The organism is Enterobacter sp. 302C9 (assembly GCF_034106085.1).
Taxonomy (GTDB): Bacteria; Pseudomonadota; Gammaproteobacteria; order Enterobacterales; family Enterobacteriaceae; genus Enterobacter; species Enterobacter asburiae_B.
Genome location: NZ_JAWNBW010000007.1, coordinates 16,677 through 42,201, shown reverse-complemented (window position 1 = coordinate 42,201; position 25,525 = coordinate 16,677). Strand labels below are relative to the sequence as shown.

General features: G+C 55.5%; 24 protein-coding genes. 16 read left to right on the top strand and 8 right to left on the bottom strand.

What is annotated here, in order from left to right:
- The first annotated feature begins 8 nt into the window (after nucleotides 1–8).
- From UR289_RS14535 to UR289_RS14520, 4 genes are all read left to right on the top strand, one after another.
- Nucleotides 9–458: an STM2901 family protein gene (locus UR289_RS14535; protein ID WP_094935339.1), complete on the top strand. Its 450-nt coding sequence runs from the start codon at nucleotides 9–11 to the stop codon at nucleotides 456–458.
- Entirely contained in the window at nucleotides 443–787 is a 345-nt protein-coding gene (locus UR289_RS14530) for a DUF1493 family protein (RefSeq protein WP_094935340.1), read from the top strand. The genes UR289_RS14535 and UR289_RS14530 overlap by 16 nt, the downstream gene beginning before the upstream one ends.
- A gap of 184 nt (nucleotides 788–971) precedes the next feature.
- Nucleotides 972–1,892, top strand: a complete 921-nt coding sequence (locus UR289_RS14525; RefSeq protein WP_094935341.1) for a hypothetical protein — start codon at nucleotides 972–974, stop codon at nucleotides 1,890–1,892.
- Between the two features lie 320 nt (nucleotides 1,893–2,212).
- On the top strand, nucleotides 2,213–3,700 hold the full coding sequence (locus tag UR289_RS14520) for a carboxypeptidase M32 (protein WP_320710636.1): 1,488 nt from the start codon (nucleotides 2,213–2,215) through the stop codon (nucleotides 3,698–3,700).
- 374 nt (nucleotides 3,701–4,074) lie between these two features.
- On the opposite strand, the gene UR289_RS14515 is transcribed toward UR289_RS14520, so the two are convergent.
- Complete coding sequence (locus tag UR289_RS14515) at nucleotides 4,075–5,127, bottom strand: fimbrial protein (RefSeq protein WP_320710634.1); 1,053 nt, start codon at nucleotides 5,125–5,127, stop codon at nucleotides 4,075–4,077.
- A 368-nt stretch (nucleotides 5,128–5,495) separates the two neighbouring features.
- Here UR289_RS14515 and UR289_RS14510 point away from each other — a divergent pair, with 368 nt between their 5' ends.
- From UR289_RS14510 to UR289_RS14500, 3 genes are all read left to right on the top strand, one after another.
- Nucleotides 5,496–6,011: a thioredoxin fold domain-containing protein gene (locus tag UR289_RS14510; protein ID WP_320710632.1), complete on the top strand. Its 516-nt coding sequence runs from the start codon at nucleotides 5,496–5,498 to the stop codon at nucleotides 6,009–6,011.
- 174 nt (nucleotides 6,012–6,185) lie between these two features.
- Nucleotides 6,186–6,707: an acid resistance repetitive basic protein Asr gene (gene asr, locus UR289_RS14505; RefSeq protein ID WP_320710631.1), complete on the top strand. Its 522-nt coding sequence runs from the start codon at nucleotides 6,186–6,188 to the stop codon at nucleotides 6,705–6,707.
- A gap of 280 nt (nucleotides 6,708–6,987) precedes the next feature.
- The gene (locus UR289_RS14500) at nucleotides 6,988–7,809 is read left to right on the top strand and encodes a serine protease (protein ID WP_320710630.1); all 822 of its coding nucleotides are present in this window, start codon (nucleotides 6,988–6,990) and stop codon (nucleotides 7,807–7,809) included.
- 1 nt (nucleotide 7,810) lies between these two features.
- Here UR289_RS14500 and UR289_RS14495 read toward each other — a convergent pair whose 3' ends face one another.
- From UR289_RS14495 to mdtJ, 3 genes are all read right to left on the bottom strand, one after another.
- Nucleotides 7,811–9,973: a bifunctional diguanylate cyclase/phosphodiesterase gene (locus tag UR289_RS14495; RefSeq protein WP_182931905.1), complete on the bottom strand. Its 2,163-nt coding sequence runs from the start codon at nucleotides 9,971–9,973 to the stop codon at nucleotides 7,811–7,813.
- Between the two features lie 83 nt (nucleotides 9,974–10,056).
- Nucleotides 10,057–10,386 carry a multidrug/spermidine efflux SMR transporter subunit MdtI gene (gene mdtI / locus UR289_RS14490; RefSeq protein WP_024909144.1) on the bottom strand — a complete coding sequence of 110 codons (330 nt, stop codon included), beginning with the start codon at nucleotides 10,384–10,386 and terminating at the stop codon, nucleotides 10,057–10,059.
- Nucleotides 10,373–10,735 carry a multidrug/spermidine efflux SMR transporter subunit MdtJ gene (mdtJ, locus tag UR289_RS14485; RefSeq protein ID WP_029739354.1) on the bottom strand — a complete coding sequence of 121 codons (363 nt, stop codon included), beginning with the start codon at nucleotides 10,733–10,735 and terminating at the stop codon, nucleotides 10,373–10,375. The genes mdtI and mdtJ overlap by 14 nt, the downstream gene beginning before the upstream one ends.
- 422 nt (nucleotides 10,736–11,157) lie before the next feature.
- Here mdtJ and UR289_RS14480 point away from each other — a divergent pair, with 422 nt between their 5' ends.
- Nucleotides 11,158–12,192, top strand: a complete 1,035-nt coding sequence (locus UR289_RS14480) for an AI-2E family transporter (protein WP_033145372.1) — start codon at nucleotides 11,158–11,160, stop codon at nucleotides 12,190–12,192.
- Between the two features lie 98 nt (nucleotides 12,193–12,290).
- Here the strand turns inward: UR289_RS14480 and UR289_RS14475 are convergent, their stop codons facing one another.
- On the bottom strand, nucleotides 12,291–13,316 hold the full coding sequence (locus UR289_RS14475; protein WP_032657621.1) for an LLM class flavin-dependent oxidoreductase: 1,026 nt from the start codon (nucleotides 13,314–13,316) through the stop codon (nucleotides 12,291–12,293).
- Nucleotides 13,317–13,511: 195 nt separating this feature from the next.
- On the opposite strand from UR289_RS14475, the gene UR289_RS14470 reads away from it, so the two are divergent.
- The 3 genes from UR289_RS14470 to UR289_RS14460 all read left to right on the top strand — a co-directional run bounded on the left by UR289_RS14470 (nucleotide 13,512) and on the right by UR289_RS14460 (nucleotide 15,152).
- Entirely contained in the window at nucleotides 13,512–14,405 is an 894-nt protein-coding gene (locus UR289_RS14470) for a PhzF family phenazine biosynthesis protein (RefSeq protein WP_232938182.1), read from the top strand.
- Between the two features lie 77 nt (nucleotides 14,406–14,482).
- A complete protein-coding gene (yajD, locus tag UR289_RS14465) occupies nucleotides 14,483–14,830 on the top strand; it encodes an HNH nuclease YajD (RefSeq protein WP_003857471.1) in 348 nt (115 codons plus the stop codon).
- Nucleotides 14,831–14,882: 52 nt separating this feature from the next.
- Entirely contained in the window at nucleotides 14,883–15,152 is a 270-nt protein-coding gene (locus UR289_RS14460; RefSeq protein WP_320710625.1) for a hypothetical protein, read from the top strand.
- Nucleotides 15,153–15,164: 12 nt separating this feature from the next.
- Here the strand turns inward: UR289_RS14460 and UR289_RS14455 are convergent, their stop codons facing one another.
- Entirely contained in the window at nucleotides 15,165–15,950 is a 786-nt protein-coding gene (locus tag UR289_RS14455; RefSeq protein WP_320710623.1) for a MipA/OmpV family protein, read from the bottom strand.
- Nucleotides 15,951–16,074: 124 nt separating this feature from the next.
- Here UR289_RS14455 and UR289_RS14450 point away from each other — a divergent pair, with 124 nt between their 5' ends.
- The 4 genes from UR289_RS14450 to UR289_RS14435 all read left to right on the top strand — a co-directional run bounded on the left by UR289_RS14450 (nucleotide 16,075) and on the right by UR289_RS14435 (nucleotide 22,264).
- Nucleotides 16,075–16,770, top strand: coding sequence for a response regulator (locus tag UR289_RS14450; RefSeq protein ID WP_029739347.1), 696 nt, complete (start codon nucleotides 16,075–16,077; stop codon nucleotides 16,768–16,770).
- A complete protein-coding gene (locus UR289_RS14445; RefSeq protein ID WP_143347108.1) occupies nucleotides 16,767–17,963 on the top strand; it encodes a sensor histidine kinase in 1,197 nt (398 codons plus the stop codon). The genes UR289_RS14450 and UR289_RS14445 overlap by 4 nt, the downstream gene beginning before the upstream one ends.
- Before the next feature lie 78 nt (nucleotides 17,964–18,041).
- Nucleotides 18,042–19,190: an efflux RND transporter periplasmic adaptor subunit gene (locus tag UR289_RS14440; RefSeq protein WP_320710620.1), complete on the top strand. Its 1,149-nt coding sequence runs from the start codon at nucleotides 18,042–18,044 to the stop codon at nucleotides 19,188–19,190.
- The gene (locus tag UR289_RS14435) at nucleotides 19,187–22,264 is read left to right on the top strand and encodes an efflux RND transporter permease subunit (protein WP_320710618.1); all 3,078 of its coding nucleotides are present in this window, start codon (nucleotides 19,187–19,189) and stop codon (nucleotides 22,262–22,264) included. Before UR289_RS14440 ends, UR289_RS14435 begins: the two co-directional genes overlap by 4 nt.
- Nucleotides 22,265–22,286: 22 nt before the next feature.
- Here the strand turns inward: UR289_RS14435 and UR289_RS14430 are convergent, their stop codons facing one another.
- Nucleotides 22,287–23,054, bottom strand: coding sequence for an arylamine N-acetyltransferase family protein (locus tag UR289_RS14430; protein ID WP_320710617.1), 768 nt, complete (start codon nucleotides 23,052–23,054; stop codon nucleotides 22,287–22,289).
- 96 nt (nucleotides 23,055–23,150) lie between these two features.
- Between UR289_RS14430 and UR289_RS14425 the strand changes: the two genes are divergently transcribed.
- A complete protein-coding gene (locus UR289_RS14425; protein ID WP_246947831.1) occupies nucleotides 23,151–24,605 on the top strand; it encodes a PLP-dependent aminotransferase family protein in 1,455 nt (484 codons plus the stop codon).
- Here the strand turns inward: UR289_RS14425 and UR289_RS14420 are convergent.
- Entirely contained in the window at nucleotides 24,577–25,461 is an 885-nt protein-coding gene (locus UR289_RS14420; protein WP_045888868.1) for a LysR family transcriptional regulator, read from the bottom strand. The two genes, UR289_RS14425 and UR289_RS14420, sit on opposite strands and share 29 nt — an antisense overlap.
- Between the last annotated feature and the right edge of the window lie 64 nt (nucleotides 25,462–25,525).

The window sequence follows — 25,525 nt, the reverse complement described above, 5'->3', positions numbered from 1 at the left end:
GTACTGGTATGGATACTACGGAAGAAATTAACGGAACCTACTTCTACAGAGGTCATTCAAACGTCACTCCGGGCGAGTTACTTGAGATCATTTTTCTTGAGGAGTTTTGTATGGAGTTGGGGATAGATGCCGTTTCAGGCGCGGCTATTTTGGGCGGACAACCGTGGCTAAGGACTCGGGCAAAACCTGAAGGCGCTACCCTGGGAACAAGCGTTGTTTCAAAGTACGCGCGAATAATTTTACGGGACGCACGTCTCCCCTTCGGGATTAAAATTCCCACTCCCGTAGGCGTCAGGATGCAGCCAACTAACAAACTCGCAGCGGTAATTGGTCGTTATATCCCCTGGCTGGGGTGGGCCTCACTTGCACTGACTCTTCATCGAGTTTCAACGCGTACGCAAGAAAAATACAATTTGATTGCACGACCAAAAGACCGCATAGCGTGGACATCTTTCTGATGAGCATCGTAGACGACGTGTTATGTATGTTTCGGGATGAAATTCCTGGCTATCTGGATAACCAGTGGAAAGAAGTCCCTCTGGAACTGGATTCTGATTTATTCGATTCACCGGGCGATGACCTTCATGATGCATTAACCCGTTACGAGAAAGAGTTTAACGTCGATTTATCGGGTGTGGACTGGTCTCATTATTTTCCCTGGCAGAACACCCCATTGTTAGATCGCTGGTTTAAGCTGAAGCGGGAAGAAGTTGAAGCAACCCGCATACCGTTGACCGTAAGAATGTTTGCAGAGTCGGCAAAAGCAGGAAAGTGGCTCTACGACTGACTAATAAGGGGCTTCGCGCCCCTTGCATCAAAAGTGCACTAATCCTCCATAATTCACGATACACTCCCTCAATACTCCCAAAACGATAAGGAAGAACAAGAATGGAAAAAACATCAGCTTATCAACAACTCATGACATGCCATGCTGAATGGATGAAACGTATGCAGAATGAGGAATCAAAGTGATGAGTCATGATGCAGAGCTTATTGCCAAGGCTATATCAGCACTTCAACCAAAACCCGATTATCTTAAGGACTATGTTCTTCCTTTTGTGATTGCTCTTTTTGGTGCACTACTGGGTGGTCTTTCCGCTGTTCGCATAAGCAAACGTCAAGAGTTAAAAAACATTGCCAGAGACAATTTTGTAGCAGCAAACCAAGTTTTTGTATTAGCACATGGATGTCTGGCAAAGCTGGTAGCAATCAAGTCAAATTACGAGCACATCTCATCAGACGTCCCGCTGGTAAGGGCGGGAGAATTCCCCACAATAGTCACCAAGCTCGAAGATGTTAAATTCAATGCTCATGAGCTTTTTTTCATTAGGACTAGACCCACAGCAAATAAGAGTCTTTGGCAAAAGATAAAATGGACATTCCTTCATCGCATTTTAAGAAGAAAAATTAAGCAACCTTCAATAGATGAGTTGCGTAAATCCTGGAGAAATGTTGTCAAGATTGGCGCGATGTTTGAAAACTACAATCAAGTTATGGAGCTTCTGCGTAAAAGAAACCATATCAATGAAAGGGTTAAAGAGGTTATGTCTCAGGTTGGTATCTTGGAATACAGGGACGTGAATTTAGTACGAAAAATGCTTGGTGATGAACTCTGCGGTGGATTTGTAGATATAACAGAATCAGCAATTTCTTTAACTGATTATGTCCTTGATGAATTACATCAATTTCTCTTGGAGTTTCCGAAGATTGCTGAGAGCAACATTGAACTGAGTAAAATCAAAGAGTGGGGACACCTTCCTACCTATCACAATAAGCAACAAGCATTTTTAAACTGTTTGAAACCAATAGTGAAGCCTAACTATATAACGATGTCTGAATACACAGGCATGACAGAGGCAACTGTTTTGAAAAAATATAATTACGAGAGATAACTAAAGCACAGCGGGGGGAGTTTCGCCCCCCTCCTTCCTTACTGGACTTGTCTAGACATCACTGTGGCCTTATTTAACGCCAGAAGCATCTGTTTCAACGGCTGTCTGGTCTTATACACACGATCTGACGTGGTGGTGTGCGCATGACTGAGTATGTGATATCGAACTGAATCCGGTACCCACTGCATCTGTTTAGAGTGTCTTTTCCTCCATACATACCCATCTCTTTCAGTGAAGGAAATGTGCAGGGATTGTGCAGATTGTTTGTTACTATTCACGAATGCTCCTTAGAACACTCCCACTTAGAAGGACGATGTAGAATGGAAAAAACCCCGCAATACCAACAACTTGTAAAAGTATTCCAGCGTCTCTCCCGCTTCTCCCACCTCTCCTCCATCGCCAGTTGGGACATGTTCACGATGATGCCGCCGGGGGGCAGCGCCGCGCGCGGTGAAGCACTCGCGGAGATGAGCGTCCTGCAACATCAGATCCTGACCGATAAAAAAGTCGGCGACCTGTTAGCGGCGGCGGCAGGTGAAGATCTGAATGATGTCGAACAAGCCAACCTGCGCGAAATGACGCGCCACTACCAGCAGGCCACTCTGCTGCCGGAATCGCTGGTGGAAGCCAAATCCCTGGCGGGCAGCAAGTGTGAACACGCCTGGCGTACTCAGCGCCCCGCTAACGACTGGCAGGGTTTTTCCGCCAACCTGAAAGAGGTGGTCAAACTCAGCCGCGAAGAGGCTCGCCTGCGGGCCGAAGCCAAAGGCTGTACGCCGTACGACGCGCTGCTGGACATTTTTGAACCCGACATGACCAGCGCGCGTCTGGACGTTCTGTTCGGCGATATGAAGTCCTGGCTCCCGGACCTGCTCGCAAACGTGGTCGAAAAACAGGCTCAACGGTCGTTTATTCCGCCGCAAGGCCCCTTCCCGACGGCAACACAGCGTGAACTGGGCCTGGAAGCCATGAAGATGCTCGGCTTCGATTTTAACGGCGGTCGCCTGGACGTGAGCGCGCACCCGTTCTGCGGCGGCGTCCCGGAAGACGTGCGCATCACCACGCGCTATGACGAAGATGAGCTGCTCAGCGCGCTGTTTGGCGTGATCCACGAAACCGGACACGCCCGCTACGAACAAAACCTGCCGCGCGCGTGGGCAGGACAGCCGATTGCCCTGGCGCGCTCAACCGCGATCCATGAGTCACAGAGCCTGTTCTTTGAAATGCAGCTGGGGCGCAGTGAAGCCTTCCTCAGGCATCTTCTCCCTGCGGTACACGCCCGCTTTGGCAGCCAGGCGGCGTTCAGCGAAGAGAACTTTATTGCCTGGAACCAGCGCGTAAAACCAGGCTACATCCGCGTCGATGCGGACGAAGTGAGCTACCCGGCACACGTGGTGCTGCGCTATGAGATTGAGCGTGCGCTGATCAACGGCGAGATCGAGGTGGACGATATTCCCGCCCTGTGGGACGAGAAAATGCAGGCCTGGCTCGGATTATCCACCAAAGACAACTACCGCAACGGCTGTATGCAGGACATCCACTGGACCGACGGCGGTTTTGGTTACTTCCCGTCATACACGCTTGGCGCTATGTACGCCGCGCAGCTGTTCCATGCCGCCCGAACCGCACTGCCTGGTCTGCAGGCCTCCATCGCTGAAGGCGATTTTTCCGCACTCTTTGAGTGGCTGCGTCAGAACATCTGGCAGCACGGCAGCCGTTTCAGCACGTCGCAATTAATCACCCAGGCGACGGGCGAAGATCTGAATATCCGTTACTTCCGCGAACATCTGACCTCCCGTTATCTTTAATCCCTCTGCCGGAGCCTGCTCCGGCATTCTTCTCACCCTTTTCAATAAGAATATGATTTAGCACATGTTGTCATGAATGTGTCGGGTGTATGAATGCGTGTCCTTAAGTCACAATTAAACTGCTACAGGTCAGGATTTAAAAAATAAAGATATGATTACAAAAGGTTAAATATTCGATAGTCAGGCAACCAACGTTATACCCTCTGTTTTATTCCCTGCCCTCAGGGGCGGATTTATTTAAGCTTAGAGGGTAATTTCTCTTCACCAGGGAGTTAGTGCCCTGTTCTTCTGTGCCTACAACAAACTGAAATATTAATCCTTTCTTTGTCACTCACATTTTGCCGTTCCATTTGCGGCTTTTTTGTTCCTCAATTCTACTGGTAGGTGAGGTTTAACGTTGCTGTTGCATTTGCCTTGCCGGGTCTAATCTGGTCTTTATCTTTTGTCTGATAGTAACGAGCTTCTATCGGGAATATCTCCTGACCTCCGGTGGAGCGTTTAAGGTTCAGCATTTCATTTAATTTAATGGGTATATTATTATAAAGCAATTGTACACCGACGCCTTGTGCAACGCCCGGTTGCCCCTGATTACTTAGTGCTAACACACTTTGCTCTGAACAATCAGGATGTTGATTTCCAGCGAGCGTGATGTTGATATTAGCATTATTGTCACAACTCAAGTTTAAATTCTGCACAGACGTTTTAGCAGGCGCGTATCCGCTTTGTTCGTCGAAATCGGTTATGCTGACATTCCCAATGTCAAATGACATGTTATTATTGTTTATTGTACATTTATCAGAGAGGATATTGATCGAAGATGAAATATTTATACCATCTAACGGATATATAAATACAGTGCTATTATAAACTATTCGTGTATTTATCATAGCTGGCGTAGACGTAACTGTACCAGATGTTATTGAGGGACTTGTTTTTACTAACTTCGCGCTGATAAGGCTTGTAACTCTCTCAGAAGGCGTATCATCAAGCCAGTGGCATATCAGACCTATATACGACCCGTTCGTTCTTATATATTCTTCACTATTTTCCCTGCGGCAGTAGGTAAAACCATAAAATTCCTTAACACCATAGTAAAATCTTATCCCAACGCCCTCTACATTCGTTTTAAACACCCCCGGCATCCCACTTTCACTCTCACCACTGGCAGAAAATTGATAATATACATCTCTATCAGTTATACCGTCCTTATCGCTGATTAATCCGCAGGTCACACTTTGTTCAATATCCGGGGTTAGATATTCGCTTTCCGTTCCTACCGGAGAATCACGCTGAAAATGCGCTGTACCAGATAACGAGACTGACACAGGTGAGGAAGTACATGATTTCAGCTCCTCTCCCGGCAAAGCATCTTGAGCATGAGCTGATAATGAAAATAACGCTAAAAAAATCAAACTAAACTCTTTCATACTGCCATACTATATTTAGGTAATAGAATGGCTAGAATGTATATTGTTTATACAAACTTTTGAAATCCAATTTTAGCTCGCTTTCTTATTGGTTTATCTTATTTTTTCTGTGCCGAGTATTTTTATTACAGGTTCATCGAAAATAATATACACTTATGCCGATCTATTCAATATAAATCGATCGGTTAAAACTATCATGTAAGTTTGAATATCTGATATTGCCTCAACATGATGGATTTCGGATCGGGTTTCCGGGTAGCCCTGCCTTTCACACGCTATGCATCTCGTTAGATCCAGGCATGGGGCAGCATAGAGACGCTTGTCAGCGATCGGGGGAGTTTGTAAAAGATGAAAGGTATAATGAAACGATGTTAGCCATTCTGTGTGCGACAAGTTTAAGTACTTTCGCAGCCACGGATACTACCCCGCAAGACGCGTTCAACGATATTACCCGTTCTCTTGCAGACCTCCAGCCCATCACGTTTCAGGCTCCTGCTGAAAAATATAAGCTGCTGGTGTTTATTGATAATCAGTGCATTTACTGCAGCAACGTAGTGAAAAGCGTTAAGCAATATACGGATGCCGGTTTGACGATGTCGTTTCTGACCGTTGCGCCCAACGCCATTCGCGACTCGGTAATTGAAGATATGGGGCGCGTCTGGTGTTCAACCGATAAGGTCAAAAGCCTGCAACAAGCGATGGCGGGATTTTTACCGGATAACGACACCACCACAGCCTGTTCCGATCTGATCGCGCGGCAATCTGCACTGGCAGAACGACTGGGCATTAGCATCACCCCGGTAATGGTGGTGATCGAGCCTGAATCACGGTCGATTATAGGCAGTCAGTCTCCGGCGGCTATTCTGGCCACACTGAACAAATAACAGAGGCCCGTACGAGCAGCGGCGTTTGGCCTGTTCGTACACTTTCCTCCCCTCTGTACATTCCGTTACACGCCGATACCAATCACTCACGGAAACCTCGAATTTACAGGGATATAGTTATTTCAACGGCCCCGCAGTGGGGTTAAATGAAAAACCAAATTCGAGGGTATGAGAATGAATAAAGTATTAGCTCTGGTTGTTGCCGCTGCTATGGGTCTGTCTTCTGCTGCATTTGCTGCTGACACTACCGCAACTGCTGCACCGGCTGCCGCGCCTGCTGCAACCACCACCGCTGCGCCAGCAAAAGCGGTTCACCATAAGAAACATCACAAAGCTGCAGTGAAAAAAGAAGCCGCTGCGCCAGCAACCGCAGCACCAACCGAGCAGAAAGCTCAGGCTGCTAAAAAGCACCACAAGAAAGCCGCTAAACCGGCTGTAGAGCAGAAAGCGCAGGCTGCTAAAAAGCACCACAAAAAAGCGACCAAACCGGCTGTAGAACAGAAAGCGCAGGCTGCTAAAAAGCATCACAAAAAAGCGACCAAACCGGCTGTAGAACAGAAAGCTCAGGCTGCTAAAAAGCATCACAAAAAAGCGACCAAACCGGCTGTAGAACAGAAAGCTCAGGCTGCTAAAAAGCATCACAAAAAAGCAGTAAAACACGAAGCTGCTAAACCAGCTGCACAGCCAGCTGCGTAAGAGTACAAGCTTAACCGTGCCCTTCGGGGCACGTTGGTAAACCGGCGCTGAACCGGAACAGGTTCCGCGCCGTTTTTTTATTTCCGGAGGGCGTATGCTGCGACGCTATCGGTTTGAGCTGATTCTTATCCTGCTTATTTTATGCGCGCTCATCGCCAGCCATTTTTATCTTTCCTGATTGTAGCACGCTGATTTTACTCCCACTTTAGCGCTGTCCCGTCTATAGTATTTTCATAGGGTTCACTTTTAATAATCATAATTACCCCCACCAGAGTGTGATATGCGTAAATCTGTTGTGTTGTTACTGGGAACGTTTGGTGTTTTTTCTGGATTCTCACATGCGGATGATGGCGGTGATGACACCATTAGCGCGAAAGAGCTAAAGACGCTTTTTTTCGGTCATGACGATCGTACGCGCGTCGCCGATCCCACCCAGGCCCCCTGGGATGCTATAGGTCAACTGGAAACCGCCAGCGGTAACTTATGCACCGCGACGCTGATCACCCCGCAGCTTGCCCTGACGGCAGGTCACTGCCTGTTAACGCCGCCAAACGGCAAGCCGGATAAAGCGGTTGCCTTGCGGTTTGTGTCGCAAAAAGGGACCTGGCGCTATGAAATCCACGGCATTGAAGGACGGGTCGATCCGTCTCTCGGCAAACGCCTGAAGCCGGATGGCGACGGCTGGATCGTGCCACCGGCGGCCGCCTCATGGGATTTTGGCCTGATCGTTTTACACTACCCGCCTTCGGGCATTACGCCGCTACCCTTATTTGACGGCGACAAGGCCGCACTCACCGCCGCGCTGAAAGCCGCCGACCGAAAGGTGACGCAGTCAGGCTATCCTGTCGATCATCTGGATACGCTTTATACGCACAGCGACTGTATTGTGACGGGCTGGGCGCAAACCAGCGTACTCTCGCATCAGTGCGATACGTTGCCGGGTGACAGTGGTTCGCCGCTGATGCTGAAAACCGACAATGGCTGGCAGTTGATTGGTGTCCAGAGCTCTGCGCCGGCGGCAAAAGACCGGTGGCGCGCCGATAACCGCGCCTTGTCCGTTACCGGTTTCCGCGACCAGCTGGAAGCGCTGGCGCAGCAGTAAATCAGCAGCGTCTGACCTTACGTAACGCTTTGATTGACTCAATTGGCATCGGCTGGCTGAACCAAAAACCCTGCAGTTGATCGCAGCCAGCCAGCCGCAGCAGTTTCATTTGCTTCTCGGTTTCCACCCCTTCTGCCACCACCGCCATGCCCAGCGCATTGGCGATCCGCACCGTACCGCTCACCAGCGCGGCCGCCTGTTCATCGTTATCCACCAGCCCGGCCAGGGATTTATCGATTTTGATGGTGTCGAAGTTAAAGCGCCGCAAATAGCCAATGCTGGAATAGCCGGTGCCAAAGTCATCCAGCGCCACCGCCGTACCCAGCGCTTTAAGATTCGCTATCGCCATGCGGGCACGCTCCGGATTTTCCAGTACATACGACTCCGTAACCTCAAGCTGCAGCCGGTTGGCCGGGAAACGGGTGCTCTCCAGCACGCTGGCCACTTTTTCTTCGAAGGCAGGATCGCGAAATTGCGCGGGGGAGATATTCACGGAGAGCTTTAATTCACCGTACGGCTGCAGATCCTCACAGGCTCGCTGCAATACGAACTGACCCAGCTTGTAAATCAGACCGCTGGTCTCCGCAATGGCGATAAAGGTGTCCGGACCCAGCAGCCCCTCCGGGCGACGTGGCCAGCGGACCAGCGCTTCGACGCTGCTCATTGTCTGACTGCGGGCGTCAACGATCGGCTGATACCAGACCTCAAACTCATCGCGCTCCAGACCGCTGCGGATCTGATTTTCAATCGCCAGCTTGCGTTCCCGGACGCTGTTCAGCTCCGCGTCGTAGTGGGTAATACGCCCTTTCCCGCTCATTTTGGCGTGATACATGGCAATATCGGCACGGCGAAACAGTTCGGAACTGTTGCATTCCGTCAGGGTTCCGCTGGCGATACCGATGCTGGCACCGATATGGATGGTGCGTTCCCCCAGCTGAACCGGGGTGGTGAGAAAATCCAGCACGGAAACGGCAAAGGCGGTAGCCTGCGCCTCTGCATCATCTCCACCGATGGTCATGGCAAACTCATCCCCGCCCATGCGCGCCAGCATCCCGCCCGGCGGCACGCGTTCATTCAGCGTTTTTGCTATCGCCACGATGAGGTCGTCACCCACGCTGTGGCCGTAGATGTCATTCACATCTTTAAAACCGTCCAGATCGATAAACACCACGCTTTTGACGTCGGTATCGCCGCGTAAACGCACCCGATCAAGCGTTTCTATAAGCGCGCGCCGGTTCGGCAGATGGCTTAGCCAGTCCGTTCTTGCGACCAGACGCGCCTGGCTTTCGCCGCGCGCGAGTTTGTACAGCCCCACGCTGCTCACCAGAATGAAGAGCAGAATCAGCCCCGACACCAGCACCACAATCTGCCTGATATCAGACGATGCCGCCCGGGCGGCCTGTGCGCCCGGGAGCCGCGCCTGCCAGTTCAGATATCCGACTAACTCCCCTGCCGCACTGTGCAGCGGCATACTGCGATCGTTGATTTTGCCCGGGGTAAAATGGAGGTTATCGATCTGAAAGGTGCCGCCCAGGTCGGATAATATTCTGGCGTTCAGATGGCGGGTAATCACCAGATAGCGGCGCGTTCCGTCGTGGACCTGTAAGCTGCCGACCATCGGGCGAATCAGTCCAATGCCGACAAAGGCCACGCCGTTGCGCGTCTGGCTGATCCCCGCATAGATATTTTTTTCGCCCGCAAGCTCGCGCCCGTGCTGGTCGATAAGCGCTTTGAGGCCTTTACCAAAGAAGTCGAGGTTTTTTTCGTTAAAGGGCCGGCTTTGAAACGATCCCCAGAGGACGTTGAAATGCTCATCCAGCACGAAGGTGCCGTCATAGAGGTTATTGATTTTAAAGCCAGTACCCCAGGTGTTGTACAACCAGTCGGTATCGAGCGTGGGACGGTAGGCCTCCCGCACCGCATCGTCCCAGACGGCGTTATCAAGCACCAGAGAGGAGACGCGGTTAACCGATGTCTGAATAGACCCCTGCACGGAAAGCGCCGTGCGGTGTTCATCAATTTCGTTGGTTTTGGTGCTGATAAGATGCAGGGATAGATAGAGCAGTGCGACGATGGAGATGATTAAGCCGATGCCCGCCATGAAGACCAGGGCAAACAACGTTCTCGCATTGGGAATATTGCGCCAGCTTAATGTGCGATACATCAGCCATCCTCTTCATGTTTTGCTTTTCTAAGCGTAATACAGGCAGCGAATTTCGCTGCCTGTAAATCATGGCGAGAGGTCTGTCAGGCGAGTTTTATCATGATCATGCCGGCAAGCAGCAAGATGAGCCCCATCCAGCCCTTGTTGTTTAAGCGCTGGCCGAAGAGTACCCAGCCAGCGGCCAGGGTAGCGGCGATACCAAAACCGCCCCACAGCGCATAGGCCACCGAAAGATCGATCCCTTTTACCGCCTGGGACAGCGCGCTGAACGCCCCCAGAACCGCGGCAATCGACATCAGGCCGTAGAGTTTACGGCGAAAACCATCCGAGAATTTCAGCAGAACGTTCGCCAGGATCTCCAGCACGATGGCGAGCCCCAGCCATGCCGCATGAACCCACTCAAACTGTTGCATGGTTCTGCTCCTTCTGCTGTTTGCCAGGCTTACGGGTACCCGATTTAATCAGCACAATACCCGCAACCAGCGTCGTTAATCCGGCGACCTTCATTGTTGTTAATGTTTCGTCAAATATCAGCACGCTGAACAGCGTAATCAACAAAATACCGATCCCTTCCCACAGTGCATACGCGACGCCCAGCGCAATTTTTTTCACCGCAAACGAGAGGAAAATATAAGAAAGTGAAATCATCACCAGCATCAAAATAAAACCGGTGTTGCCATCGCTGACGCTTGCCCATTTCATAGACAGCGTGCCGGTAATTTCAGCGATGATAGCCAGCGCTAATAGGATCCAGTAAAACATGTTTTTCTCCTGCTTGAGAATATAATCCATCGTGGCTCGCTGCGTGCAGCAAACCAAAAAAATACGAATTGAAATCAGATAGCTAAGCGCTTAACGCCAGCTCAGGCAGAAGACGTGACTATAGTGCGGTGCGCCAGTGTTGCTCACCAGAAAGCAGGCAGAAAGAAGTGGAGTAGACAGCGGTATTGTTTGAAGAGTACGTCCTGAACATATTGTCCATAAAATTACAATTATCCGCGTTGTTGCTTCTCGTCTTTGCGGATGAAAATTGTCCTCGGTAGTTAAACACACCAGATTTGTACCATAAGCCAGGATTTTACTCAAAGTCTTTGCAATTCTTTACCCATACCGTTTGATTTTGGTTAGTTTATTGCAACGCCTTTCACCTTTATTATAAATATAAAGAAAAATTCGGAGTCACCATGGCTAAACCCATTATTACCCTGAACGGGTTAAAAATTGTCATCATGCTGGGCATGCTGGTGATCATACTGACGGGCGTTCGTTTTGCCGCCGACATTATTGTGCCTTTTATTCTGGCCCTGTTTGTTGCGGTGATCCTTAACCCGCTGGTGCAGCGCATGACGCGGCTACGCATCCCGCGCGTGCTGGCGATTACGCTGCTTATCAGCATCATCATTGTGGCGATGGTCTTGCTGGTGGCGTATCTGGGGACCTCGCTCAATGAACTGGCGCGAACGCTGCCGAAGTACCGCTCTTCGCTGGCGATACCGCTGCTGCAGCTGGAACCCTGGCTGCAGCGCGCGGGCATCGAAGTCTCGGTTGAGGAACTCCTGAAATATATCGACCCCAATGCGGCCATGACGATCGTCACCAGCCTGCTGGCGCAGCTTTCCAATGCCATGACCTCCATTTTCCTGCTGTTTTTAACGGTGGTGTTCATGCTGCTGGAGGTGCCGCAGCTGCCGGCAAAGCTGCAGCAGATGATGGTCCGTCCGGTTGAAGGAATGGGAGCGATTCAACGCGCGCTGGACAGCGTCTCCCGCTATCTGGTGCTGAAAACGGCGATTAGCCTGGTCACGGGCGGTGTTGTCTGGGGAATGCTTCTTGCGCTGGACGTTCGCTTTGCGTTTGTCTGGGGGTTACTGGCGTTTGCGCTTAACTACATTCCCAACATCGGCTCCGTGCTGGCGGCGATCCCCCCTATCCTCCAGGTGCTGGTTTTCAGCGGGCTTTATGACGCGCTGATCCTGCTGGCCGGCTATCTGGTCATCAACCTGGTGTTCGGTAATATTCTTGAGCCACGCATGATGGGTCGGGGGCTGGGACTCTCCACGCTGGTGGTCTTTTTGTCCCTGATTTTCTGGGGCTGGCTTCTCGGGCCCGTTGGGATGCTGCTCTCAGTCCCGCTGACCATTATCGTCAAGATTGGTCTGGAACAGACGGCGGGCGGGCAAACTATCGCCGTGCTGCTGAGCGATATGAGCCATAAATAGCGCTGACAGGAGGGACGTATTGCCCCTCCTGTCTTCGCGATAAGCGCCCGGATAGTTACAGATTGAGAATCACGCCACGCGCTATCCCTGTGTGCCAACTACTCGCGCCAGCCCATTGCCGGTGCGACGTGTTTGAGAATGGATTCAATCACGTGCGCATTGTAATCCACACCCAGCTGGTTCGGCACGGTCAGTAATAACGTATCGGCTTCGGCAATCGCGTCGTCCTTTTTCAGCTGTTCAATCAGCTTGTCCGGCTCCGCCGCATAGCTGCGCCCGAAGATGGCGCGCGTTTTCTCATCAAGGTAGCCCACGCTATCGCTGTCGTTGCGGCTGGCACCGAAATACATCCGGTCGCGGTCGTCCATTAGCGCAAAAATGCTGCGGCTGACCGACACCCGCGGCTGGCGCGTATGCCCTGCCTCTTTCCAGGCCTGACGGTACGCGCGGATCTGTTTTGCCTGCTGAATATGGAACGGCTCGCCGGTTTCATCGTCCTTCAGGGTTGAACTTTGCAGGTTCATTCCCAGCTTTGCGGCCCATACGGCCGTCGCATTCGAACCGGCGCCCCACCAGATACGCTCGCGCAGCCCTTCAGAATACGGCTCCAGGCGCAGCAGCCCCGGCGGATTCGGGAACATAGGCTGCGGATTGGGTTTGGCAAACCCTTCACCGCGCAGCACCTCAAGCAGCACCTCGGTATGACGGCGCGCCATATCCGATTCGTCTTCCCCTTCCTGCGGGACATAGCCGAAATGACGCCAGCCATCAATGACCTGCTCCGGCGAGCCGCGGCTGATGCCAAGCTGCAAACGACCGCCGGAAATCAGATCCGCCGCGCCCGCGTCTTCGGCCATGTACATCGGATTTTCATAGCGCATATCAATTACGCCGGTACCGATTTCGATGGTTTTCGTTTTTGCGCCAATGGCCGCCAGCAGAGGAAACGGCGAGCTCAGCTGTCGGGCGAAATGGTGCACGCGGAAATAGGCGCCGTCTGCCCCCAGCTCTTCAGCCGCCACGGCTAAATCAATGGACTGCAGCAGCGTGTCTGCCGCCGAGCGCGTGCCGGACTGCGGCGAAGGCGTCCAGTGACCAAAGGATAAAAACCCGATCTTTTTCATAACCATGTGTCCTGAGAATGCTTTGCGTTCTATACACTTTACGCATTACCCGGTAAGAATAAATGCCGTTTATTTAACGGAATAATTCAAATAAATTGATTGAATTTTTTTCAGGTCCGTCAGGTAAAAAACGGCTGGTTATCGGTTTGATTTAACGTTACTACTCTATGTCAGGATTTTTACACCGGACAGAAAATGAAGAGACGCTATGTTGTTGCGGATGTTTTTACTGACACCCCGTTTCAGGGTAACCCTGTCGCCGTCGTACTCGATGCGGAGGGTATGAGCAAAGCACAAATGCAGCAGGTCGCCGTTGAATTTGGCTACAGCGAAACCACGTTCGTTCTGCCGCCAGACAATCCCTCCAGTACGGCACGCGTGCGAATTTTTACGCCCTCGCGCGAGATCCCCTTCGCCGGGCACCCGAATGTTGGAACTGCGTACGTGCTGGCCTATCACGCCGCGATGAATCATCAGCCCCTGCCTGAAACGCTGCACTTCGAGGAAATAGCCGGTCTGGTGCCAGTACGCCTGCTGCGTGACAACGATACCGTGACTGGCGCAGAACTCCTGGTGCCTGAGGCACTCTCCTGCCGCTCTGAAGTAAGCCCGGAAAGCGTGGCTGCCTGCTTATCCCTGAACGCAGAAGATATCCGTACCGCGGTACATATGCCTGTTGTCGCGTCGGTAGGTCTGCCCTTCCTGATAGCCGAGCTGACTTCTCGCGAGGCGCTTCGTCGGTGCGTGCCGAATTTACAGGGTTTTCGCGCAACGTTACCGCTGGATGGCGCGGTTTCCCTCTATGCCTATACCCTGGATACGGATCCCGATGAACCTCACGATGTGCAGGCCCGCATGTTTACTCCCCGCATGACAGAAGATCCTGCAACAGGTAGCGCGACCGCCGCTACAACGGCGCTGCTGGCGTTGCACCGCAATAAAACGACGCTTAACCTTAACGTCAGTCAGGGCGTTGATATGGGGCGAGCAAGCGTGCTGTTCGCGGGATACGATGCCTCGTCAGGAAAGGCGGTGGTTCGCGTAGGGGGAAAATGTGTGATTACGCTTGAAGGCGCATTTTCACTCTAACGGAGCAATGGCGTTTACCTTTACGGCACCCGATGGGCTATATTGGCACACTATTTTTATCACAGGTAAAACCGGCAATGGCTTTGATCCCCAAAAACTACGCGCGGCTGGAAAGCGGCTATCGCGAAAAAGCATTAAAAATCTATCCATGGGTGTGTGGACGCTGCTCGCGCGAGTTTGTCTATTCCAATCTGCGCGAACTCACGGTGCACCATATCGATCACGACCATACCAACAACCCGGAAGATGGCAGCAACTGGGAGCTGTTGTGCCTGTTTTGCCACGATCACGAGCATTCGAAATACACCGAAGCGGATCAGTACGGCACCACCGTGGTGGCCGGGGAAGACGCGCAAAAAGACGTGGGCGTCGCCACGTTTAACCCGTTTGCCGATTTAAAAGCGATGATGGATAAGAAGAAATAATCTTTCACCGCCCATACCTGCCGTATGGGCGGCTCAGGAAAGGATAAAGGCCATGGACACCCTCCGCTGCTACTGGGATATGTTTTATACCTCCTACGGTTTACTTTTCACGAAAATACTTTGCCTCATACTTCTGGTCTGGCTGTGCCATGATTTTCTGCGCCGCCCAGGGAAAAACGCTGCTGATGCCGCTGGCCCGATTGCAGAAGCCGATGCCCGGGAGCGATATCAATGGCGTTTTCAGCTGTGGTCATTGCGAACGGTACAACTCCTCTGCGTGCTCTCACTTTTCTGGATGCTTATTAAGGGACTCTTTGCCTGACCCTTTCCCTCGTTAAAATGTCCAGGTGATAGCGGCGGTTGCAGCCCCCTCATTGCGCCGCATCACGATCGGGCTGTTATTCGCACGATCGCCAAGCCAGGTATAGTCCGCGCTCAGAACCGTTCCCCAGTGGGCATCGAACTGATGGCTCCAGCTCAGGCTGGTGTCGACGCCATAGAATCCACCCGGCGCAGCATAGCGGCGATAGCCGGTGCGGCGGCTCTGCTGCTCGCTGACCCCATACCAGGTATTCAGATAACGGCTGTCGCCAAACAGGGCCGCAGACTGAAAGGCGACCGTGTCCTGATTATTTTGTACCGGAATTAGCGTAACGGAAGCCTGATAGCTTGCCCCCTGGCTGTCCGTTAACGGCAGCGTCGCTTTGCCTTCCATACTCAGCCATGGCGCGGCCTGCCAGCCGACGGCAAGGCCGGTATTCAGGGTGGCATCAATGTCTCCCATCCCTTTCAGATTGTTTGCGCCCTCACGCCAGCCAGAATTTTTATCATCCCTTCCGAAGTCGTAGCCCAGCGTGTGTTCGAAATACCAGCCGCTGTCGTTTTGCAGGTCATATCCCACCCCTTTTTGCGCATCAATAAAGAAAGCGCCTTTACGACCCTGCAGCACCGGAACCACCTGCCACACCTGCTTGTCTGAGCCTGAGTAACGTGGGGCATACTGTCCCCCCAGCCCGACGGTTAAGGAATCGGACGCGGAGCCATCATCCGCCTGCGCGCCAGAACTCACGGCCATCAGAAGCGGGACGGACATATACAGGACTTTTTTTATCGCTATCATAATACTCTCCATACGGACGCTGGCGCCTCCTGATACGGGGGCGGCCACACAACGTTGGCGCAGTATGATTTGGCTGAATCAATGAATCGTCGGGATAGTGTTAAGAAATGGTCAAGGTGAACGGATGTTGTCCAGAAGAGTGCTGATTATTGAAGATGACGCCGATGCGGCCGGCGTGCTCGAAGCCTATTTACGGCGGGAAAATTACGACGTGACCATTACCGGAGACGGTCATTCCGGGCTGGATATGGCGCAGCGGTGGAAGCCCGACCTCATCCTGCTGGACGTGATGCTGCCGGGGCTTAACGGCACCGAGGTGCTGGCTGGCCTGCGTCGTAAAAGCGATGTGCCGGTGATCATGGTCACGGCCATGGGGGATACCCCGGACCGCATTGGTGCCCTGCGGTACGGTGCGGATGATTACGTTGTGAAGCCTTATCATCCGGGCGAAGTGGTGGCTCGGGTGCAGGCGGTGCTGCGGCGCAGCAGTAAAAAAGAGACGGATGAAGCGATCCTTCGTTGGCAAACGCTCGAGGTGGACGTTGCCGCCATTGTGGCGAGCGTGGATAACGGCGGCGACGCGCCCGTGATGCTCGATCTTACGCCAACGGAATTCTCGCTTCTGGCAACGCTGCTGCGTTCTCCGGCGCACCCGTTCTCCCGCCAGTATTTACTGGAGCACTGTTTGCCGGAAAGCGAGGCGCTGGAGCGCGTGGTGGACACCCATATTTATAACCTGCGTAAAAAACTGGAAGCGGCGGGGATCTCCGGCGTGCTGATCAACGTTCGCGGCGTGGGTTACAGGTTCAGACAGCCATGATTAAAAATCAGCACTCCTCTCTGTGGCGCTGGATTTGCGCGCGCATCTTAGCGCTGGCTATCGGCAGCGTGATCGTCATTGCCACCTGCATGTGGCTGCGCTATGCGGTACAGAACTACTGGATAATGGGCAAAATGCCAGCGGCGGTCCGGCAGGAGTTTCTGACGCTCAGCCAGAACCCGCAGGCCAATCCGGCCCGCTTCCACTCGATTGTGGACACCTGGTGGGGCCTGAGCTATTCCACGCCGTCTATCGCCTCAGCCGACTGGGCCACGGTGGCCCTGCTGGTGCTGGTGATGATCCCGTTTATCGTGGTGATGGGGCTCAAACACGCCCGGCCGCTGGCGCTGCAGTTCAGCCGCCTTCGCGATGCGGCAAAGGATGTCGCCGACGGGCAGTTTGGCCGCCAGGCGGAACTTATCAAGGATGCGCCGGCTGAAATGGTCAGCTTTGCGACCGACTTTAACTCCATGACGGGACAGCTCGCCCGCTATGAAAAAGAGCTCCGCGCCTCGCACGTTGCGATGGCGCACGAGCTGCGCTCGCCCCTGACGGCCGCCATCGGGCGTCTGCAGGGCATGTTAGACGGCGTGTTTGACGCCAGCCCGGCGCAGCTCGGCATGGTGATGAAACAGCTCCAGCACCTCAACCGCCTCACCGATGAGCTTCACCTTCTCTCGCTCGCCGACGCGGGTAACCTCGTGCTGGAGGACCAGCCGTTTTGTCTGGATGAGCTGATTCAGGAGCGGGCTGCCTGGATCATGCCCGAGGCTGACGCGCATCATTTTCGGATAACGCTTCGCAACCCGCGCACCAGCCCCTTCAGAGGCGATGCGTTCCGTCTTGGACAGGTCGTTACCATCCTCATGGAAAATGCGCTACGTTACGGACGCGAGGGCGGCCATCTCGAGGTGGCGCTGCACTACGCCAGCGGGCGCTACACCCTCGAATTCACCGATGACGGGCCGGGGGTCTCGCCCCAGTTTTTACCGGAAATGTTTAAACGCTTTAGCCGCGAGGAGCAGTCCCGCGCGCGGCATTCCGGCGGCAGCGGCCTCGGTTTGTCCATCGCCCGGGCGATTTGCGAGGCGCATGGGGGTGAGATTAGCGCGTCATTACCGGAAACCGGCGGCCTCGCCGTGCGCATTTTATTGCCCTGGCATCCGTCCGGTAATGAAAATCTTCACTCTTGATAAAGCCTTGACAGAACATCGAATCTTTCTCGACGTAGCGCGCATTTAATAACGCCATTCCCTTTATGGAGCGGCGTTATGTCAGACGAATTTTTTCTCTCCCTCCGCCACTGCCTGCATCATTTGTACGGCGTGGCGCGCACCCTTTCCTGGCTGCATTTTCTTCCCCTGGCCCTGCTTGCGCTGGCGATTTTTCCGCTGACCGGCTGCGGTGATAAACACGAAAATAAGCCCGACCCTGCGCGAGCGGTACGCTACGTCGTCGTTGGCACCGCCCAAACCCTTCCCACGCTGGAAAGAACCGGTGAGATCCGTGCCCGCGATGAAACGACCCTGAGCTTTCGGACCGGGGGCCGGATACTGACGCGCAGCGTTGATATTGGCGACCGGGTCACTGCCGGACAGCTGCTGGCCACGCTTGACAACACGACCGGGCAAAACCAGCTCGACAGCGCGGCGGCCGACTATGAAGGTGCTAAAGCCTCGGCGCAGGTCGCCGCGCTTAACGTCAGTCGAATGCAAAAGCTCATGCCAACGGGCGCTATAGCCCGCACGCAGCTCGACAGCGCCCGTGCGGACTGGCTTGTCGCCCGCGCGCGCTTAAAAAGCAGCGAGGCCGCGTGGCGAAATGCCCGTGAAAGCCTCGGCTGGACGCGCCTGATCGCGCCGCAGGCGGGCGTCATCACCGCCGTGAACGCTTCTGCGGGGCAGGTTGTCAGCGACGGTCAGTCCGTGCTGACGCTGGCAACGGGTGAAGCCCGCGACGTGGCGTTTGATATTGCCACTCCGGATGCGATCCCGCCTCTGGATAAGGCGGAGTTGCGGGTTTCCCTCCTCAGCGACCCGTCGGTGCAGGCGTCTGCCGCGCTGCGGGATATCACCCCGCAGGCCGATCCGCAGACCCGCACCTGGCGCGTCAGGGCCACCCTGCAAAACCCGCCGGCGGCCATGGCGCTGGGCGCCAGCGTTACCGTCACGTTGCCATCGTCTGCCCCGCGCGGCTACACCCTTCCCGCCTCGGCGCTGACCCGCGTCGGCGACAAACCGGCCGTTTTTGTGATTACCCCGCAGTCGCGGGCGCAGCTGCGCGCGGTGGTGCCCGTCGGCTATACGGCCACCTCCGTCATGATTGCCTCCGGCCTTGAGCCGGGCGACAGGGTGATTACGGCGGGCGTGAGCACATTACGTTCCGGCGAGCCGGTGGTTGCCGGAGAGGTTCAGCCATGAACACCGTACCGCAAGCCAAATTTAACCTCTCCGCCTGGGCGCTGAAGAACCAGCAGATGGTCAGCTTTTTCATGCTGTTGGTGATTGCGATGGGCGTGTTCTGCTATGAGAAGCTGCCGCGTAACGAAGATCCGGCTTTTACCATTAAAACGGCCGTCGTCTCCGCGCAGTGGCCGGGAGCCTCCGTGGCGGATACCACCCGCCTGCTGACCGATACGCTTGAAAAAAAGCTGCAGGAAACGCCCTGGCTGGACTATCTCGAAAGTGAAACCCGGGCCGGACGCACCGTTATCCACGTCAACCTCCGTGACGATACGCCCCCGCAACGCGTGCCGGATATCTGGTATCAGGTTCGCAAAAAAATGCAGGACATCGCGCCGTCCCTGCCCGAAGGGGTGCAGGGTCCTGCCGTGGACGACGAGTTTGACGACACGTTCGGCACTATTTACGCCTTTATTCCCGAAGGTTTTACCCTGCGGGAGGTGCGGGATCGCGCAGAAACAATTCGTCGAGAGCTGATGTCCCTGCCGGATATAGGCAAAACCACCCTGCTGGGCGAACAGCAGGAGCAGTGGGTTCTCGCCTTTTCTCCGGCACGCCTGGCCGGCATGGGGCTCGATATTCAGGCGGTTGCCGACGCCCTCCGGGCGCAAAATGCGGTTGTCCCGGCAGGAACGATGCGTACCGAAAAAGAGAACATGGCGATCAAGGTCAGCGGAGCGTTCACGACCAAGGAGAGCTTACGCGCCGTCACGCTGCACGTGAACAATCGCTATATTCCGCTGACCGACATTGCCACCGTCACCCGGGAAATCGCCGAGCCACCGGCCCCGGCCTACCGGGTGAACGGCAAACCGGCTATCGGGCTGGCGGTGTCGATGGCGCCAACGGGCAACATGCTGCGTTTCGGCGCTGCGCTGAATGCCAGAATGGCGGCCCTCAGCGCCGGGCTGCCGCACGGTATCGAGATGGTGAAAGTTGCCGATCAGTCAGCGGTGGTCAGTGACGCGGTAAGCGGGTTTATCCGGGTGCTTATCGAAGCCGTTGTTATCGTGCTGGCGGTTTCATTTGTCTCGCTGGGGTTACGGGCCGGACTGGTGGTGGCGACGGCCATTCCGCTGGTGCTCGCCATGACGTTTGCCGGCATGATGCTCGCCGGTATTGGCCTTCAGCGTATCTCGCTAGGGGCGCTGATCATTGCCCTGGGCCTGCTGGTGGATGACGCCATGATCGCCGTCGAAACGATGGTCTCCCGGCTGGAAGCGGGGGATTCCCGTCGGCACGCGGCCACCCATGCATTCAAAACGACGGCCTTCCCGATGCTCACCGGTACTCTGGTGATGATTGCCGGCTTTATTCCCGTTGGTTTTGCGGCCTCCAGCGCCGGTGAATACTGTTTTTCCCTGTTTGCGGTGGTGCTCATTGCCCTGCTCTGCTCCTGGGCTGTCGCGATCCTGTTTTCGCCGCTGACGGGCACGTGGCTGCTGCCGGAAAAAGTCAGACATCACGCGGCAGGCCCCGGCAGGATCGCGCGCGGGTACGGCAGACTTTTACGCCTGGCACTGCGTCACCGAGTCGCTACCGTGCTGATTGCGCTTTCCGCGCTGGGGCTGTCCGTGTACGGCACGACGTTTATGCAGGGCGAGTTTTTCCCCGCTTCGGACAGGCCTGAGCTGCTGGTCAGCCTGACGCTTCCGGCCAACGCGTCGCAGCCGGAAACGTTAAGAGAGGTGGAAAAGCTGGAAAAGGCGCTGGCAGGCAACGGCAACATCGATCGCTATTCGACGTACGTCGGGTCGGGCGCCATCCGTTTTTACCTGCCGATGGACGTGCTGCTGGAAAATGAAAATATCGCCCAGATGGTCGTGGTGGCTAAAGATCTTGAGGCGCGGGATCGTCTGCATGCTCAGCTCAACAGGATCCTGGCGACGCAGTTTAGCGACATCATCACGCGCGTGTCGCCCCTTGAGCTGGGGCCGCCCGTCGGCTGGCCCATCAAATACCGGGTGAGCGGGCCAGATTATTTGCAGGTCCGGGCGTTGGCGAACCGTCTCACGGACGCGATTGGACAGTCCCCGTTCTCACGCGACGTTAACCAGACGGCCGGAGAGCCGGAGAGGGTCATCACCCTTAAGGTGAATCAGACGGCGGCCATAGCGGCGGGAGTATCGTCAGAAAGCCTCGCCCGCACGCTGAACACCGTCTGGTCCGGCAGCGTTGTTACCTCCATCAGGGATAATGACCGCCTTGTCGACGTGGTGCTGCGGGCCACGGACGATGCGCGTCACAGCACCGCCACCCTCTCCTCGCTCACGATTCAGGGGAATGACGGTAAAAAAATTCCGCTCAGCGCCGTTGCGACGCCGGTCTGGGGCGTGGACGATCCGGTCGTCTGGCGTCGGCAGCGCGTGCCCTTCATCACGGTGCAAACGGACCTTGCCCCGGGGCTAAAGGCTGAAGCGGTATCCGCGGCGCTGCGTCCGGCGGTCGACAAGCTGCGCGCGAGCCTGCCCGCAGGTTACAGCATTGAAGAAGGCGGCGCGGTTGCCGAATCGGATAAGGGGAACAGCTCCGTCTTTACCGTTCTTCCGGTAACGCTGGTCCTCATGCTGTTGCTGCTGATGCTTCAGCTGCGGCGATATTCCCGGATGCTGCTGGCCCTCCTGATGGCCCCGTTTGGCCTGCCGGGGATCGTGCTGGCTATGCTGCCCGGCGGTACGCCGATGGGGTTTGTCGCGCTGCTGGGCGTCATCGCCCTGGCGGGGATGATCGTGCGCAACGCGGTGATACTGATTAGCGAGGTTGACAGCAATCTTGCTCAGGGAATGGCAAACGATGCCGCAATTATGGCGGCCGCGGAGCACCGGGCCAGACCCATCTGTCTGACCGCCTGCGCCGCCATTCTGGGCATGATCCCGATCTCTCATCAGGTCTTCTGGGGGCCAATGGCCTATGCGATTATCGGCGGGCTGCTGGTCGCGACGCTGGTGACGCTGACCGTATTACCCGCGTCGTTTAGCCTGCTGTTACAGTGGGGAGCTCAGCGCAACGCCACAGAAGACGGACTGCGCTGAGGCTCCACCGTTTCCCGGCAGATTACGCGGCGGTCAGCGCAAAACGGTCTTTCAGGACATGGCGGATTTCATCCTCCGCCAGTTTCCGCGTTTCAGTGCCGTTCGCCGTGATGGTTTTCAGCATATCGCCCAGTAAAATCTGGCGTCCCTCCGGGCTGTGTTGCACCACCACCCGCTTCTGCACAAAGATGGCATCCGGGTGCGTGGAGTTAAGGTAGTTGGCCGGAACGAAGTCAATCCATTCCTGAGGGGTGAGATCAAAGCCGTACTGCCGGGCCCACTCTCCCTCAACCTTCGCCTCAAGCAGATACTCACCCTCCGCGCTGCGGCTCAGTCGGAACGTGTCGAAATCCTGCGTGATATCCACATCAAGCGTGTCCAGCGCCATCGGCGCACGAATGCCGTAGCTGCCGAACCCGAGGTCGCAAAGCCACTGTCGGCTATCTACCTCAGCGACGATCGCCATGTGGGTTTTCGGCCGCCGCGCGGGGTAGAACATCGGGCGCGCCGCCACGAAGCGGTAAGGGATCCCTAACGCCGCCAGCGCCATGGCAAAAAGCCCGTTTACCTCATAGCAGTAGCCGCCGCGCCCCTGCGTTAACACCTTATCGGCGATATCGTCTGGCGCCAGCGAGACAACTTTGCCCGCCTGCACGTCCAGATTTTCAAAGGGAACGGAAAAGAGCTGATGGCGCATCAGCGCATGCAGGGTGGCCGTATCGGCAGCCGCCGGTCCGGTATAGTTTATGCGGTTGAAATAGGTGGAAATGTTGAAGTTATCGCTTTGCATAATGCCTCCTTGTCCTGAACATGCCGGACACTATAGATGGCGCGCATCATTGGCTGTATAGTCAGTTTTATCGAAAATTAGCCTGAACAGTTACCCATGTCTGCCCCGTCCCAGTCCTCTCCTCACTATCGCCGTATTGCGGATATGCTGCGTCTTACCATTACGTCCGGCGCGCTGCGCGCCGGCGACAGGATGATCTCCGCGCGCAAACTGGCCGAACGCGAGCGCGTTAGCCTTCCGACGGCGCTGGAGGCCCTTCGCTGCCTTGAGGCTGAAGGGCTGATCGTTGCGCGCCCGCGTTCAGGCTATTACATCCGCCAGACCAGCCAGCCTGCGCGCGCGGAGCCCGCGCGTTCCACGCCGGGCCCGGTCCCCGTCACAATGTCCGCCGTGGCCCGGTCGCTGTTCAGCAGTGCAGAAGCCCGGCTGATCCCGCTGGGCGCCGCCCTGCCCGATCCCGCGTGGCTGCCGGGAGATGCCCTGCAGCGGGCGTTGCACTCTGCGGGCCGTCGCCTGGACGCGCATGGACAGAGCTACAGCCTGCCTCCGGGAAGACGGGATTTGCGAAGCAGGATTGCCGCGCGTTCTGCCCAGTGGGGAGCCCGGTTCGGCGCGGACGATCTCATTATTACCGCAGGCGCGACGCAGGCGCTGCGCCTGGCCCTTCGGGCCGTGTGCCAGCCGGGCGATGTCGTGGCGATTGAGCAGCCCGCCTACTTTGGCACGCTCCTGCTGCTGGAAGATTTAGGCCTGAAGGCTTTAGCGATCCCCACCGACCCTGTGGAAGGCCTGCTGCTGGAACCGCTGGCGGACGCCATTCGCTGCCACCGCCCTGCGGCCGTTCTGGCCTCGCCCACCGTGCAAAACCCTTTGGGTGCCAGCATGCCCGTCGCGCGCAAGCAGGAACTGGTTGCCCTGCTTGAAGAGGCTGAAATTCCTTTGATTGAGGACGATGTTTACGGTGACCTGGTCGGCGAGGGGCAACGCCCTCCGGCCTGCAAGGCGTTCGACCAGAGCGGGAATGTGATTTACTGCAGTTCCCTGTCCAAAACGCTTGCGCCCGGATGGCGAATCGGCTGGATCGCCGCCGGACGCTACTCCCCGCAGGTCTTACAGGCCCGCATGGCCGGAGAATGGGCTGGCGCCCCGCTGCTGGAAGCGGCGACGAGCGAGGTTCTGGCGAGCGGCGACTACGATCGCCATCTGCGGCGGCTGAAGCGCCGGATCGCAGAGGGCGTTCGCGCCGTCGTGGCGCAGGTCAAGGCGAGCTTTCCGCCCGGTACGCGCGTTAACGTGCCCGCTGCCGGTTTCCTGCTGTGGGTTGAACTGCCTCAGCGGGTCAACGCGCTGGAGGTGCACCGTCGCGCGCTGGCGCTGGGTATTGGCGTCAGCCCTGGCCCTCTGTTTTCCCCTGCCGCAGAGTTAACGCACTTTCTGCGGCTGAACTGCGCAAACGAACCCACGCCCCGCCTGCTGAACGCCGTAGAACAGATTGGCGCGCTGTGTCACGAGCTGGCCGCTTTCACACCAGACTCTCCAGCCACTCGGTAAAGACCCGCACCTTGCGGGAGAGGTGGCGGTGTGGATAGAGCAGTGACAGCTTGCGGTCCGGCGAGCGATAGTCCGGCAGGACTTCAACCAGAAGACCGCGGTCAATGTAAGGCTGGAGAAAGAGATTCATCCCCTGCATTAACCCCAGTCCGGCCAGACCTGCCGCGATGTAAGCTTCGGAGTTATCCACGACAAGCTTACCGGGCAGGGTAATTTCCGCGATGCCTTCCGGCGTGGTAAACGTCCACGGATGAATTTGTCTGCTGCGGTTATTAATCCAGTTGATGGCCTGATGTTTGCGTAAATCATCCGGCGTTTCTGGCGTACCGTGCTTTGCCAGCCAGGCCGGGCTGGCGCAGGTCGTGATTTTGATGTTCCCGATTTTACGCGCGATGTAGTCACCGTCCTCCAGCTCTCCCACGCGCAGCACGCAGTCCAGGCCATCCCGCAGCATATCCCGACGGCGGTCAGAGCTGCTCAGAATGATGTCGATCTCAGGATGCTGACGATAAAAATCAGGCAGATTAGGTATCACCCGCAGCGTGGCAAAAGAGACCGGCATATCCACACGCAGCTGGCCGTGTATTGCCCGGTCCGTACCAAACGACTCCAGCAATTCGTCCGCCTGCGCCAGCAGGGGTTTACTCCGGCGATAAAACGCTTCCCCATCCGGGGTCAGGCTAATCCGACGCGTTGTGCGCTGCAGTAGCCGCGTGCCGCTGTGCTGCTCCAGAAGCTGTAACGCTTTGGTGACTGCCGGACGATGGATCTGCAGATTCTCCGCCGCCTGGCTAAGACTGCCTGACTCGACAATTTCAATAAAAATTCGAAGAGCTTCAAAGAGGTTTATTTGCATAAGGAATGCTTTTGCCGCGAGCAGAATAATATGATTGTTATTAATTTTATAACAGTGATGAATC

Bases quoted from the DNA above. Each gene is read 5' to 3' on its own strand.
- UR289_RS14510 (WP_320710632.1), top strand. From the start codon at position 5,496: ATGTTAGCCATTCTGTGTGCGACAAGTTTAAGTACTTTCGCAGCCACG.
- yajD (WP_003857471.1), top strand. From the start codon at position 14,483: ATGGCTTTGATCCCCAAAAACTACGCGCGGCTGGAAAGCGGCTATCGC.
- mdtI (WP_024909144.1), bottom strand. From the start codon at position 10,386: ATGCAACAGTTTGAGTGGGTTCATGCGGCATGGCTGGGGCTCGCCATC.
- UR289_RS14480 (WP_033145372.1), top strand. From the start codon at position 11,158: ATGGCTAAACCCATTATTACCCTGAACGGGTTAAAAATTGTCATCATG.
- UR289_RS14475 (WP_032657621.1), bottom strand. From the start codon at position 13,316: ATGAAAAAGATCGGGTTTTTATCCTTTGGTCACTGGACGCCTTCGCCG.
- UR289_RS14455 (WP_320710623.1), bottom strand. From the start codon at position 15,950: ATGATAGCGATAAAAAAAGTCCTGTATATGTCCGTCCCGCTTCTGATG.
- UR289_RS14440 (WP_320710620.1), top strand. From the start codon at position 18,042: ATGTCAGACGAATTTTTTCTCTCCCTCCGCCACTGCCTGCATCATTTG.
- UR289_RS14430 (WP_320710617.1), bottom strand. From the start codon at position 23,054: ATGCAAAGCGATAACTTCAACATTTCCACCTATTTCAACCGCATAAAC.
- UR289_RS14535 (WP_094935339.1), top strand. From the start codon at position 9: ATGGATACTACGGAAGAAATTAACGGAACCTACTTCTACAGAGGTCAT.
- UR289_RS14425 (WP_246947831.1), top strand. From the start codon at position 23,151: ATGTCTGCCCCGTCCCAGTCCTCTCCTCACTATCGCCGTATTGCGGAT.
- UR289_RS14495 (WP_182931905.1), bottom strand. From the start codon at position 9,973: ATGTATCGCACATTAAGCTGGCGCAATATTCCCAATGCGAGAACGTTG.
- UR289_RS14520 (WP_320710636.1), top strand. From the start codon at position 2,213: ATGGAAAAAACCCCGCAATACCAACAACTTGTAAAAGTATTCCAGCGT.
- UR289_RS14435 (WP_320710618.1), top strand. From the start codon at position 19,187: ATGAACACCGTACCGCAAGCCAAATTTAACCTCTCCGCCTGGGCGCTG.
- mdtJ (WP_029739354.1), bottom strand. From the start codon at position 10,735: ATGTTTTACTGGATCCTATTAGCGCTGGCTATCATCGCTGAAATTACC.
- UR289_RS14450 (WP_029739347.1), top strand. From the start codon at position 16,075: ATGTTGTCCAGAAGAGTGCTGATTATTGAAGATGACGCCGATGCGGCC.
- UR289_RS14500 (WP_320710630.1), top strand. From the start codon at position 6,988: ATGCGTAAATCTGTTGTGTTGTTACTGGGAACGTTTGGTGTTTTTTCT.
- UR289_RS14515 (WP_320710634.1), bottom strand. From the start codon at position 5,127: ATGAAAGAGTTTAGTTTGATTTTTTTAGCGTTATTTTCATTATCAGCT.
- UR289_RS14460 (WP_320710625.1), top strand. From the start codon at position 14,883: ATGGACACCCTCCGCTGCTACTGGGATATGTTTTATACCTCCTACGGT.
- UR289_RS14525 (WP_094935341.1), top strand. From the start codon at position 972: ATGAGTCATGATGCAGAGCTTATTGCCAAGGCTATATCAGCACTTCAA.
- UR289_RS14470 (WP_232938182.1), top strand. From the start codon at position 13,512: ATGAAGAGACGCTATGTTGTTGCGGATGTTTTTACTGACACCCCGTTT.
- asr (WP_320710631.1), top strand. From the start codon at position 6,186: ATGAATAAAGTATTAGCTCTGGTTGTTGCCGCTGCTATGGGTCTGTCT.
- UR289_RS14420 (WP_045888868.1), bottom strand. From the start codon at position 25,461: ATGCAAATAAACCTCTTTGAAGCTCTTCGAATTTTTATTGAAATTGTC.
- UR289_RS14445 (WP_143347108.1), top strand. From the start codon at position 16,767: ATGATTAAAAATCAGCACTCCTCTCTGTGGCGCTGGATTTGCGCGCGC.